Annotated in this window: 11 protein-coding genes; 4 read left to right on the forward strand and 7 right to left on the reverse strand. The window is 72.5% G+C overall.

What is annotated here, in order from left to right; genetic code table 11:
• Together TOK_RS20640 and TOK_RS20645 are read right to left on the reverse strand one after the other, a co-directional pair.
• On the reverse strand, positions 1 to 876 hold the full coding sequence (locus TOK_RS20640; protein ID WP_098959647.1) for a xanthine dehydrogenase family protein subunit M: 876 nt from the start codon (positions 874 to 876) through the stop codon (positions 1 to 3).
• On the reverse strand, positions 876 to 1127 hold the full coding sequence (locus TOK_RS20645; protein WP_098959648.1) for a hypothetical protein: 252 nt from the start codon (positions 1125 to 1127) through the stop codon (positions 876 to 878). The genes TOK_RS20640 and TOK_RS20645 overlap by 1 nt, the downstream gene beginning before the upstream one ends.
• Positions 1128 to 1341: 214 nt before the next feature.
• Between TOK_RS20645 and TOK_RS20650 the strand changes: the two genes are divergently transcribed.
• The 4 genes from TOK_RS20650 to TOK_RS20665 are packed head-to-tail and all read left to right on the forward strand — an operon-like array spanning position 1342 to position 6037.
• Positions 1342 to 2220, forward strand: coding sequence for a xanthine dehydrogenase family protein subunit M (locus TOK_RS20650; RefSeq protein ID WP_098959649.1), 879 nt, complete (start codon positions 1342 to 1344; stop codon positions 2218 to 2220).
• A 1-nt stretch (position 2221) separates the two neighbouring features.
• Positions 2222 to 2701, forward strand: a complete 480-nt coding sequence (locus tag TOK_RS20655; RefSeq protein WP_098959650.1) for a (2Fe-2S)-binding protein — start codon at positions 2222 to 2224, stop codon at positions 2699 to 2701.
• Positions 2698 to 5121: an aerobic carbon-monoxide dehydrogenase large subunit gene (locus TOK_RS20660; RefSeq protein WP_098959651.1), complete on the forward strand. Its 2424-nt coding sequence runs from the start codon at positions 2698 to 2700 to the stop codon at positions 5119 to 5121. Before TOK_RS20655 ends, TOK_RS20660 begins: the two co-directional genes overlap by 4 nt.
• A 7-nt stretch (positions 5122 to 5128) precedes the next feature.
• Positions 5129 to 6037, forward strand: a complete 909-nt coding sequence (locus tag TOK_RS20665; protein WP_098959652.1) for an XdhC family protein — start codon at positions 5129 to 5131, stop codon at positions 6035 to 6037.
• Between the two features lie 154 nt (positions 6038 to 6191).
• Here the strand turns inward: TOK_RS20665 and TOK_RS20670 are convergent, their stop codons facing one another.
• The 5 genes from TOK_RS20670 to TOK_RS20690 form a co-directional block, all read right to left on the reverse strand.
• Positions 6192 to 6881: a TetR/AcrR family transcriptional regulator gene (locus tag TOK_RS20670; RefSeq protein ID WP_098959653.1), complete on the reverse strand. Its 690-nt coding sequence runs from the start codon at positions 6879 to 6881 to the stop codon at positions 6192 to 6194.
• An 83-nt stretch (positions 6882 to 6964) separates the two neighbouring features.
• Positions 6965 to 8569 carry a DHA2 family efflux MFS transporter permease subunit gene (locus tag TOK_RS20675; protein ID WP_098959654.1) on the reverse strand — a complete coding sequence of 535 codons (1605 nt, stop codon included), beginning with the start codon at positions 8567 to 8569 and terminating at the stop codon, positions 6965 to 6967.
• A gap of 239 nt (positions 8570 to 8808) precedes the next feature.
• Complete coding sequence (locus TOK_RS20680) at positions 8809 to 10296, reverse strand: MFS transporter (RefSeq protein ID WP_253258523.1); 1488 nt, start codon at positions 10294 to 10296, stop codon at positions 8809 to 8811.
• A gap of 113 nt (positions 10297 to 10409) precedes the next feature.
• Positions 10410 to 11129, reverse strand: a complete 720-nt coding sequence (locus TOK_RS20685; protein ID WP_253258524.1) for a M24 family metallopeptidase — start codon at positions 11127 to 11129, stop codon at positions 10410 to 10412.
• Between the two features lie 89 nt (positions 11130 to 11218).
• Complete coding sequence (locus TOK_RS20690; protein WP_098959655.1) at positions 11219 to 12469, reverse strand: CaiB/BaiF CoA-transferase family protein; 1251 nt, start codon at positions 12467 to 12469, stop codon at positions 11219 to 11221.
• Positions 12470 to 12591 lie beyond the last annotated feature (122 nt).

Here is a 12591-nt window from a genome sequence, read left to right on the forward strand (position 1 = left end):
TCAGGCCGCCGCGCCCGCGGGCGCGCGTTCGGCGGTCAGCATGCGGCGCACGAACGTCGCGACGACGTGGCGCTTGTAGTCGGCCGAGCCGCGGTGGTCGGTGCGGGGCCGGGCCGCGGCGGCCGCGAGCTCGGCGGCCCGGTCGATCACGTCAGGGTCCAGCGACGCCCCGACCAGCGCCTCCGCGGCCTCGGTCGCGGCGATCGTCGCCGGGCCGACACCGGTGAGCGCGATCCCGGCGCGCAGGATCTGCCCACCCACCGACTCCAGCGCCATCGCGACACCCGCCGTCGCGAAGTCGCCGACGCGGCGTTCCAGCTTCAGATAGGAACCCGCGCGGGCGCCCTGAGCCGCGGGAACGACCGCCTCGACGACGATCTCGTCGTGTTCGAGCGCGTTCTGGAAGGTGCCGACGACGAACTCGCCGACGGGGATCGTGCGCCGCCCGCGCGGGCTCACCGCGACCACCGAACCGCCGAGGGCCAGCATCACCGACGCCCAGTCACCCTGCGGGTCAGCGTGGCACAGCGAGCCGACGAGCGTCCCGCGGGTGCGGACGATGGGGTCCGCGACCAGCGGCGCCGCCGCGGCCATCGTCGGCTGGGCGCCGGGCAGGACCGTCGAGTGCTCGAGGTCGACGTGGCGGCACAGTGCGCCGACGCGCAGGCCGCCGCCGGCGGTCTCCTCGTGGAAGCCGAGGCCGGCGATGCCGTTGATGTCGACGAGCACGCCCGGCGCCGCGAACCGCAGCTTCATCATCGGGACCAGGCTCTGGCCGCCGGCGAGGATCTTCGCCTCGTCGCCGTGCTCGGCGAGCAGCGCGAGCGCCTCGTCCAACGAGCGCGGTGCCTCGTAGCGGAAACGGGACGGGTACATCAGGGCTCCTCTCCGGGGCGTGGCGGATCCACGATCGCGACCGGCAGCGGCTCGTCGTCGGGATCGGGGCGTGGCTGCTGGTGGGGAGGCCACGGCCCGGCCACGGGCTTCCCGGCGACCTGCAGCCACCCGACCATCCCGGGGAACGACCAGATGGTCGGGCTCGGGCTCTCCTTGGGCGCGTTCTCGAAGAGCTCGAACATCCGCCCGGTACGGCCGCCGGGGGCGTTCGGCGGAGGATCGTTGGTCATCGTCGACTCATTCCTCGGCATGTGTGGTGGCTGCCCTGCCGGCGCGTACACGTGTGGGACGGCACGAGCCGTGTGGTGGCCGGAATGCTCCACCTGCACCAACACCGTCGCACCCCTGCCCTAAGCGAAGCCTTAAGTGGGGTTTGGACTCCGGTCCCCGGGAGCGCCACCATGGTCACGGCGACCACGGCGGTCGCCGAGGGAAGGGGCGGCGGTGCAGGTTCCCGCGTTCTTCGAGTACCAGCGCGCGACGAGCGTCGAGCACGTCGTCGCGCTGCTCGAACGGTTCGGCCCCGAGGCGCGGATCGTGGCGGGTGGGCACAGCCTCATCCCGATGATGAAGCTCCGGCTCGCCCAGCCCGAGCTGCTCGTCGACGTCAACGACCTGCACGAACTGTCAGGCGTGTCCGTCGTGGACGGACAGCTGCGCATCGGCGCGCTCACCCGGCACGCCGAGCTGCTGGCCAGCGCCGTCGCTGGCGAGCACTTCCCGATCCTGCACGACGCCGAGCGCGTCATCGCCGATCCCGTGGTGCGCAACCGGGGGACCGTCGGCGGCTCGGTGTGCCAGGCCGACCCGTCGGAGGACCTGTCGGGGGTGTTCACCGCGCTGCGCACCGTCGCCGTGGTCCGCGGGCCCGACGGGGAGCGGACCGTGCCGATGCGCGAGTTCTTCCGCGGGCCGTACGAGACCGCGGTCGCGCCCGCGGAGATCCTCGTCGAGCTGCGCGTGCCGCTGCGTCCGGGCGCGGGCAGTGCCTACGTGAAGGTCGACCGGCGGGCGGGGGACTGGGCGGTCGCGGCGGCCGGCGCCGTCGTCTCGCTGGGCCCGGGGCGGGTCGTCACCGAGGTCGGGATCGGGCTCACCGCCGTCGGCGACGCCGACTTCACCGCGGTCGAGGCCGAAGACCTGTTGCGCGGCGAGGTCGCCGACGAGGACGCCTTCGCCGCCGCGGGTGCTGCCGCGAGCGCGCACTGCCGGCCGGTGGCCGACCAGCGCGGGCCCGTCGACTACAAGCGCCACCTGGCGGGGGAGCTGACCGTGCGGGCACTGCGCGCCGCAGCGGCCCGGGCCCACGACGGGACGACCTGAGGTGCGGGTGGGGGTGACGGTGAACGGGGTGGAGCACGTGCGGGAGGTCGAGCCGCGGCTGCTGCTCGTGCACCTGCTGCGCGACGAGCTGCGGCTCACGGGCACGCACTGGGGCTGCGACACGTCCAACTGCGGGGCGTGCACGGTGTGGATGGACGGCCTCCCGGTGAAGTCCTGCACGGTGCTCGCGGTGATGGCCGACGGCCGCAGCGTCCGCACCGTCGAGGACCTGGAGGGCCCGTTCGGGCTCGACCAGATCCAGACGTCGTTCATGGACTGTCACGGCCTGCAGTGCGGTTTCTGCACTCCCGGGATGCTCATGACCGCGCGCAAGCTCCTCGACGACAACCCCGATCCCACCGACACCGAGATCCGCGAGGCCATCTCAGGCCAGATCTGCCGGTGCACGGGCTACCGCAACATCGTCGCGGCCGTCCGGCACGCCGCCGTCGCCGAGGCCCTCGGCCGGGGAGACACGTGACCGGCACCGTCGGGGGCTGCGCGGGACCAGGGTTCGGGTCGGTCCCGCGCAAGGAGGACGGGCGCTTCGTCCGCGGCCGTGGACGGTTCGTCGACGACATCGCCCTGCCCGGGATGCTGCACGGCGCCGTGCTGCGCAGCCCGTACGCGCACGCCCGGATCGTCTCCGTCGACACCACGGCGGCCGAGTCCCACCCCAAGGTCCGCGCCGTGATCACGGGCGAGACCCTCGCCGCGCGCGACATGGCGTGGATGCCGACGTTCTCCCACGACGTGGCCGCCGTCCTCGCCACGGACAAGGTCCGCTACCAGGGCCAGGAGGTCGCGTTCGTCGTCGCCGAGGACCGCTACGCCGCCCGCGACGCCCTTGCGCTGATCGAGGTCGAGTACGAGCCGCTGGCGCCCGTCGTCGACGCTCGCCGGTCCCTGGATGCCGACGCGCCGGTGATCCGCGACGACCTCGACGGCCGCACCGGTCCCGACGGGCGCGGCAACCACGTGTTCGACTGGGAGACCGGCGACGAGGCCGCGACCGGGGTCCAGTTCGCCCGGGCCGCACACGTGTCGGCCTGCGACCTCGTGTACCCGCGGGTGCACCCGGCTCCGCTGGAGACGTGCGGGACCGTCGCCGACTACGACCGGATCTCGGGCAAGCTCACCGTGCACGCCACCGCGCAGGCCCCGCACGCGCACCGGATGCTCTACTCCCGGATCGCCGGCATCCCCGAGCACCACATCAGGATCATCGCCCCCGACATCGGCGGCGGTTTCGGCAACAAGGTCGGCATGTACCCCGGCTACCTGTGCGCCGTCGTCGGCTCGATCATGACCGGGGCGCCGGTGAAGTGGGTCGAGGACCGCTCCGAGAACCTGATGAGCACGTCGTTCGCCCGCGACTTCCACATGCACGGCGAGATCGCCGCCGACGCCGACGGGCGCATCCTCGCCATCCGCGTCTCGGTGCTCGCCGACCACGGCGCCTTCAACGCCACCGCCCAGCCGTCGAAGTTCCCGGCCGGCTTCTTCGGGGTGTTCACCGGGTCCTACGACATCGCCGCCGCACACTGCCGGGTCACCGGCGTCTACACCAACAAGGCGCCCGGCGGCGTCGCCTACGCCTGCTCGTTCCGCGTCACCGAAGCCGTCTACCTGGTCGAACGCCTCGTCGACGTGCTCGCCCGCGACACCGGCCGTGATCCCGCCGAGCTGCGGATGGCGAACCTGCTCACCCCGGACCGGTTCCCGTTCCGCAGCGCGACGGGCTGGGAGTACGACTCGGGCGACTACCCCCGCGCGTTGCGCACGGCCCTGGAGATGGCGGACTACCCGGCGCTGCGGGCCGAGCAGAAGGAACGGCGGGCGGCGTACGAACGCACGGGCGCGGGAACGCTCACCGGTATCGGGATGAGCGTGTTCACCGAGGCCGTCGGCGCCGGGCCACGCCGGCTCATGGACATCATGGGTCTCGGGATGGCCGACGGCGCCGAGCTGCGCGTGCATCCCACCGGCACCGCTGTGCTGCGGCTGTCGTGCATGAGCCAGGGCCAGGGTCACGAGACGACGTTCGCCCAGATCGTGTCCCACGAGCTGGGCCTGCCGATCGACGCCGTGCAGGTCGTGCAGGGCGACACCGACAACACCCCGTTCGGGCTGGGCACCTACGGCTCCCGGTCCACCCCGGTGTCCGGGGCGGCCGCGTCGGTCGCGGCGAGCAAGGTCCGCGAGCAGGCCCGCCAGGTCGCCGCCGTGCTCCTGGAGGTCGCGGCCGACGACCTGCGCTGGGACGTCGGCACCGGGACCGCGGACGGCGGGAACTTCGCCGTCGCCGGTGTCCCCGGGATCTCGGTGACGCTGCGCGAGATCGCCTTGGCCGCCCACGGCGGGCTCGACCTGCCCGACGGCGTCGACGGCCAGCTCACCGCCTCCACCGTCTACAACCCGCCCAACCTGACCTTCCCGTTCGGTGCCTACGTCTGTGTCGTCGACGTCGACCCCGGCACCGGGGAGGTCGACGTGCGCCGCTTCGTCGCCGTCGACGACTGCGGCGTCCGGATCAACCCGATGATCGTCGAGGGCCAGATCCACGGCGGCCTCGCCGACGGGGTCGGCATGGCGCTGATGGAGCTCGTGGCGTTCGACGACGACGGCAACCACCTCTCCGCATCCTTCATGGACTACCTGCTGCCCACCGCCATGGAGTGCCCGGCGTGGGAGCTGGCGGCCACGGTCACGCCGTCGCCGCACCATCCCCTGGGTGCCAAGGGCGTCGGCGAGTCCGCGACCGTCGGGTCACCGCCCGCCGTCGTCAACGCCGTGCTCGACGCCATCAACGTGCGGCACGCCGACATGCCGCTGACCCCCGCCCACGTCTGGCGCGCCCTGCAGGGCCGCCCGATCCGGCCCGACATCGCGATCAGGTGAGGCGACCATGACGACCACCGAGCTCCGCGCCCATGCCGAGCGGCTGCACCGCGACCGCGTGCCCTACGTCCTCGCCACCGTGGTCCGCGCCGAGCGGCCCACCAGCGCGAAGCCCGGCGACAGCGCCCTCGTGCTGCCCGACGGGTCGATCGACGGGTTCGTCGGCGGCATGTGCGCCGAGTCGACGGTGCGGCTGGAGGGCCTGCGGCTGCTGGCGTCGGGGGAGTCGGAGCTGCTGCGGGTCACCCCCGCCGCGGCGGAGGCCGCGGCCCAGGAGGGGGTGCGGGTCGTCGAGAACCCGTGCCTGTCCGGCGGCACCCTGGAGATCTTCCTGGAGGCCGTCATCCCGCCCGTGCTGGTCCGGGTGTTCGGCGACTCGCCGATCGCCCGCGCCATCGCCCAGGTCGGGACCGCGCTGGACCTCGACGTGCAGAACGACGTCGAGGCCGCACTCCCGGTCGCCCCCGACACGACCGCCGTCGTCGTCGCCGCCCACGGCCGCGACGAGGTTCCCGTCCTGCGGGCGGCCCTCGACGCGCACGTGCCCTACGTCGCGCTGGTGGCGAGCCCGAAGCGGTCCGCCGCCGTGCTCGCCGAGCTCGCCGCCACCGACGACGAGCGCGCCAGCATCCACGCCCCTGCGGGCCTCGACATCGGGGCGCGCACCCCGCACGAGATCGCCTTGTCGATCTACGCCGAGATCGTCGCCCGCCGCCCGCGTCCGGAGCGGGCGGCCGCGGCCGGGCACGTCGTCGCGGCCGAGGCGCTCGATCCGGTCTGCGGCATGACCGTCGCGGTCAGCCCGGCGAGCCTGTCGTTGTCGCACAACGGGGTCGGCTGGTACTTCTGCGGCTCCGGCTGCCGCGAGGCGTTCCGTGACGCTCCCCAGCGCTACCTGGCGACGGCCCGCACCTGACCGTGTACGACCGGGCGCACCCTCACGGTCGCTGCGCCCGGTCCCACGTCGACGGCCCCACGGCCCTGCACACGGACGAACGAACGGCGCAGTCACGCAACTCGATCGCGTGACCGTGCCGTTCGTTCAGGTAACCGGGGAACTCGGCGCGGAGTCATCCGGCGGGCCGGCCGCAGGCGTGTTCCAGGGACACGAGGTCGAGCGCCGGATGGCCCAGCGGGGTCGGTCCGTCGCGGCGGGTGCACAGGCCGTCGAGCACGATCCGCAGGTAGCGCCGCCAGACCTGGGGGTCGGCGGTCTCGGTGAATGCCGCGACCTGGGTCAGCATCACCTGCAGCGGCGCGAAGTCGCTGAGCGTGATGTCGGGGCGCAGGACACCCGCCTCGACGGCGCGGCGGATGCCCCGCTCGACGAGCGGCACGATCTCGGCCCGCCGCTCGCGGAACGACTCCTGGTCGCCGACCGCACTGAAGATCACGTCCTTGAGGCCGCGGTCCTCGATCTGCATCGCGATCAGCGACTCCAGCGCCGAACACAGTCCCTGCCACGGATCGGGATGGGCCACGGCGTGCTCGACGGCGGCCACGACCTGGTCGAGCCGCTCGTCGAACAGCGCGGTGACGAGCGCGGCCTTGTCGGGGAACCGGCGGTACACGGTGCCGGTGCCGACGCCCGCGTGGCGGGCGATCTCGTCGAGACCTGCCTCAAGGCCGCGACGCGCGAACACCTCTCGTGCCGCGGCCATGATCCGCCGGCGGTTGCGTTCGGCATCGGCCCGCAGGGGCCGCGCGGTGCCGGTGGCCTCGTCGGCCGCCGCACCGGGTCCGTACTCGGTGGTCGTCATCCTCGACTCCCGTTCCGCCCGGTGCCGGGCCCGTCCTGCGTGGACGGGCCCGGCACCTGCCTGCGGTTCTCAGTGCATCGCTCTCAGTGCATCATGACCGGTGCGGCCGTGTCTGCCTCGTCGTCCTCGAGAGGGGCGGGCTTGCGCTTGGGCAGCAGCGCCAGCGCGACGACGAACGACACCCCGACGAACGCGAGCGCCCACCAGAACGTCTGGCCGAAGGCGGTGGCCTGGATGCCCAGGACCTGGGCCTTCACCTCGGGCGGCAGCGCGGCCAGTGCGTTCGGGTCGGCCGTGGCGCCCGCGGCCGGGCCGAACGCGGCGGTGAACTTGTTCGTCATGATGATGTAGAGGATCACCGTCATCAGGGCGGTGCCGATGGAGGCGCCGACCTGCTGGGTGATGTTCAGCGTCGTGCTCCCGTTGGCGATCGAGCGCCGCCGCAGCGTCTGCAGCGCGCCGGTGAACGTCGGCATCATCGTGAAGCCCATGCCGACACCCATGACGAACAGCGCGATGCCCAGGTGCCAGTACGACGTGTCGGCCTGCAGGCCGGTCAGCCACCAGAACGAGGCGGCGATGATCGCGAGACCCACCGGGACGATCCGGCCGACGCCCGTGCGGTCGGCGAGCTGACCGGCGATCGGCATGGCGAGCATCGCGCCGATGCCCTGCGGTGCGAGCAGCAGACCCGTGTCGAGCGCGGTCTCGCCACGGACGACCTGCAGGTAGATCGGCAGCAGGAGCATGCCGCCGAACACCGCGAGGATCATCAGGATCATCGTGACCATCGACGCCGAGAACACCTTGTTGGCGAACAGCCGCAGGTCGACCAGCGGCTCCGGTGTGCGCAGCGCGTGCCACACGAACCCGACGAGCAGCAGCGCGCCGACGGCCATCGGGGCGATGACCTGGGCGTGGCCGAAGCCGTGCTGAGCGCCGTACTCGGCGAAGCCGTAGATCAGCAGGGCGAGGCCGGGGGAGAGCAGGGCCAGGCCGAGGACGTCGAGCTTGCTGGCGACGGCCTTGCCGTCGCGCGGCAGGATCCGGGCGGCGAGGATCAGGCCGAGGATGCCGATCGGCAGGTTGATGAAGAAGATCCAGCGCCACGAGAAGCTGTCGACGAGCCAGCCGCCGAGGATCGGGCCGCAGATCGGGCCGAGCAGCATCGGGACGCCGATGATCGACATGACGCGGCCGACGCGGTGCGGGCCCGCGGCGCGGGTCAGGATCGTCATGCCGACGGGCATCAGCATGCCGCCGCCGAGACCCTGCAGGACGCGGAAGACGAGCAGCGACGTGATGTCCCAGGCGAGCCCGGCGAGCACGGAGCCCGCGACGAACAGGGCGATGGACACCATGTAGAGGCGTTTGGTGCCGAAGCGGTCGCCCGCCCAGGCGGTCAGCGGGATGACCGTGGCGAGAGCGAGGGTGTAGCCGGTGGCGATCCACTGGATCGTGGTGAGCTCGACGTTGAAGTCGCGCTGCAGCGTCGGGATCGCGACGCTCACGACGGTCACGTCGAGGATCGACATGATCGCGCCGATGACGACGACCGAGGCGATGGTCAGGACGCCGCGGTCGAGCTTGTCGGTGCTCTTGCCGGTGCCCGCCTCCGGGGCGGCGGGAGCCGCGGGGGTCGGCTCCTCGGGCAGCGTGCTCTGCCCGGAGTCAGGGGTGGACGACATGATCTCCTCTTAAGCGGAAGGACTCTCTCCGGATAGACCGTAGCGGGATCGGGTGAACAGGAGCCAACCGGTTTTCCGTGGCCTCCGTCACGATCCGGTGGAACAGGCGTCCGAAGTGGGTACGCCTCCGGGCTCGTCACTGCCCTCGGTTGCGGCACCGTCGCGCTGCGTTGCCGGAGCACTGTCGTGCCGCGTCTCCTGAGCACCGTCGCGGAGGGCGACCGCGGCGACGACCGCGATCACGGCGGCGACGACGCGGCAGCCCCGGACGTGAGCTGCAGCCCGGTCACGAACGACTCGCGGGCGGTGGCCAGCAGGGCGTCCGCGGTGGCGCCCGGCAGGCCCGCCGCGACGGAGACGGCGCCGCCCAGCGTGTCGCGTGCCGCGGTCGCGGCGTCGGGCGGCAACCCGGCCGGCAGGCCCGTCGCCACCCCCGCACGGTAGATCGCGGCACCGACGGTTCCGAGCATCGCGATGCCCAGCGCACCGCCCAGCTCGGCGGCGGTCTCGGAGACGCCCGAGGCGGCGCCCGCCTTCTCCTCCGGCGCCGAGCCGACGACCATCTCCGTGGTCAGCCCGAACACCGGGCCCATGCCGACCGACACGACGACCGACGCCACGACCAGCACGGTCAGCCCGTCGTGCACCCCGACGAGGGTGAGGATGCCCAGGCCCAGCGCGGCGCAGCCGAGGCCCGCGGCCACGACCGTCGACGCGCGGAACCGGGCGACGATGCGCGGGCCCAGCTGTGAGCCGAGGACGAACCCCGCCGCCGACGGAACCGACCACAGTCCGGCCTGCAGCGGCGAGAGCCCGAGGACGAGCTGCAGGTACTGGCCGATGAACAGGAAGTAGCCGACCATCACGAAGATCGCGAGGAAGTTGACCAGCAGCGCGCTGCGGAAGGCGCGGATGCGGAAGAGGCCGACGTCGAGCATCGGGTCGGTGAGCCGGCGCTGGCGTCGCCACCACCCGACGCCGACGACCCCACCGCCGAGGACGAGCAGCACCGACAGCACGCTCATGCCGTCCTGGACGAGCTCCTTGAGCCCGCCGACGACGGCCAGCAGGTCCACGATCGACATGACGACGCTGAGCAGGTCGAGCCGTCCGGCGCCCGGGTCGCGGTACTCGGGCAGGATGCGCGGCCCGACGACCAGCAGCACGCCCATCACCGGCAGGGCCAGCAGGAACACCGCGCCCCACCAGAACGCCTCGAGCACGATCCCGCCGAGGACCGGGCCGATCGCGCTCCCGGCGGAGAACGCGCTGATCCACACCCCGACGGCCAGCGACCGCTGCTTCGGGTCGGTGAACATCGCGAAGATCAGCGACAGCGTCGACGGTGCGACGGTCGCGCCGGCGATCCCGAGCAGCGCCCGGCTGACGACGAGCATCTCCGGCGTCGTCGAGAAGGCGGCCAGCACCGACACCGCGCCGAACGCCGCGGCACCGATCAGCAGCAGCCGGCGACGGCCGATGCGGTCGCCGAGCGTGCCCATCGTGACCAGCGCAGCCGCGACCATGAAGCCGTAGACGTCGATGATCCACAGCAGCTGGGTGCTGCTCGGGCGCAGGTCCTCGGTCAGCTGCGGGACCGCGAGGTGCAGCACCGTGAGGTCCATGACGTAGAGCAGGCACGCCAGCGAGAGCACGGCGAGGCCGACCCACTCGCGACGGCCCGCACGGCGCGGCGCGGTCGTCGTGGGCTGTGCGGTCGTGTCCATGGTCGCGTCCCTCCGGGGCCGTCCGAGCCGGTCGAGAACTCTGACGACGGCCACCTCCGGAACTCATCGCCGGCGGCGCCGCGGATGTCACGCGGCGTGCGGTGACGCCCGCCTCAGCCCCGGCGCAGGTCGAGCAGCTGCTCGTGGAACCCGCCGATCTCGCGCTCCCGGTCGACGAGATGGACCTCGAGGATCCAGTGGCAGACCTTGCCCGACCTGTCGGTGCGGCGCATGGGATGCGGGTTCTCCGGCGCGATGTAGCTCTCGATGCGCTCGCCGTCGACCAGGTCGTGCGGGAACTCGCCGACGAGGTGCCCGCTGTGGCTGCCGCCGAACTCCCAGCCCGCGTCCGCGGAGAGCGACACGACGTGGGCGTACAGCTCGGCGCCGGTCACGTCGGGGTGGGCGTCGAAGTACTCGGCGCCCGCCTGCCACACCGTGGCCAGGTCGTCGCGCAGCCGCGCCTTCACCGGGTCGTCGCCCAGGACGTAGGTACGCCCGAAGTCGGCCTCCCACTCGGCGAAGATCGGCCCGAAGTCGAGGAAGACGATGTCGTCGTCACCGATGGCGCGGTCGGGCGGGTTGGCGCGGAAGGGGTGCAGGGTGTTGGGGCCGGAGCGGACGATCCGCTTGTGCCAGTGCCGGTCGACGCCGAACAGGTCGGCGGCGAGGTCGCGGACCCGGTCGCTCACCACCGACTCGGCCACGCCGGGCTCGATCAGGCCGCGGGTGGCCACCTCGTCGAACAGGGCGACGGCCTTCTCCTCGGCCGCCACCAGCTCGGCGGCGCGGCGGTCCTCCGCGATCGGGCCGTCGGTGGTGTCAGTGCGCACGTGCGTCTCCTCGTCGTGGGGTGCCCCACCGGCCTGGCCCCGGCCGGGGGAGCGCTCGACCTCGGAGTGTAGGTCGGCTCCCCGGATGATCAGATCGCCCCGGCGGCCCGCAGCTGCGCGATGCGCTCGTCGGACATCCCGCCGAAGGAGCGCAGCAGCATGTCGGTGTGCTCGCCGACCCGCGGGGCGATCCCGCGGGGGTCGGCGGGGGTGCGGCCGAGCTTGATCGGCGTGCCGAGCATCCGCAGCTCGCCGAGGTCGGGGTACTCGACGTCGACGATCATGTCGCGGGCGGCCGTGTGCGGGTCGGCGACGATCTCGTCGACGGTCTTGATCGCCGACAGCGGCACGTGGTCGGCCGCCATCTCCTCCAGCTCCGCCTTCGTGCGGCCGGCGAACCAGCCCTCCAGCAGCGGGTGTACCCGCTTCGCGTAGACGTCGGCGTCGAAACGCTTGGCCATCGTGTCGATCTCGGGATCGCGGGCCAGCTCCGGCTGCCCGAACATCTCGCAGGTCAGGCGCCAGAACTTGTCGGTGTACCCACCGAAGAACACGAAGCCGTCGGCGCACGGGTAGAGCTCGTAGGGCCGGACGAACGGGTGCGCGTTGCCCAGCGGCGACGCCACCTTCTTCTCGACGGTGTACGACACGACGGTGGACTCGGTCAGCGTCATCACCGAGTCCTGCTGGGAGACGTCGACCATCTGGCCCTCGCCGGTGTGCTCGGCGTGCCGCAGCGCCGCGAGGGTGCCGATGACGGCGTACATCGTCGCCGCCATGTCGCCGATGATCGTGCCGACACGCACCGGCGGCCGGTCCGGGTAGCCGTTCTGCGCCCACAGCCCGCCGGTGGCCTGGGCGCTGTTGTCGTAGGCGGGCCGGCGCCGGTAGGGACCGGTCTGGCCGTAGCCCGAGATCGCGGTGTAGATCAGCCTCGGGTTGACCGCGCGCAGGTTGGCCTCGCCGACGCCGAGCTTGTCCATCACTCCGGCGCGGAAGTTCTCCACCAGGACGTCCGAGCGGGCGACGAGCTCGCGCAGGACCTCCTTGCCCTCCTCGGTCGACAGGTCCAGCGTCAGGCCGAGCTTGTGCCGGTTGTACTGCGCGAAGTAGGCGCTGAACCGGCCGTCGGTGTCCTCGGCGTCACCGAGGAAGGGCGGGAAGTCGCGGGCGTAGTCGGGCTCCCTCGGGTTCTCGATCTTGATGACCGTCGCCCCGAGGTCCGCGAGGATCATCGAGCAGAAGGGTCCGGCGACGACGCGTGTGATGTCCAGGACGACCACTCCGGACAACGGCCTGCGGTTCGCGGCCGGGTCCGGATCGCCTGCGCTCCTGTCCATTCAGCCTCCGCCCAGCTCGGGAGTCCCACTCGACGACCGGGCAACCGTAAGGGCGGGCGGCGGGCCGGGTGTATGGGTGATCCGCCCATAGCTCCACGCTCCTGCGTGGGTCCTCTGTGTCG

The organism is Pseudonocardia sp. N23, assembly GCF_002583555.1.
In the GTDB taxonomy this organism is placed as follows: domain Bacteria; phylum Actinomycetota; class Actinomycetes; order Mycobacteriales; family Pseudonocardiaceae; genus Pseudonocardia.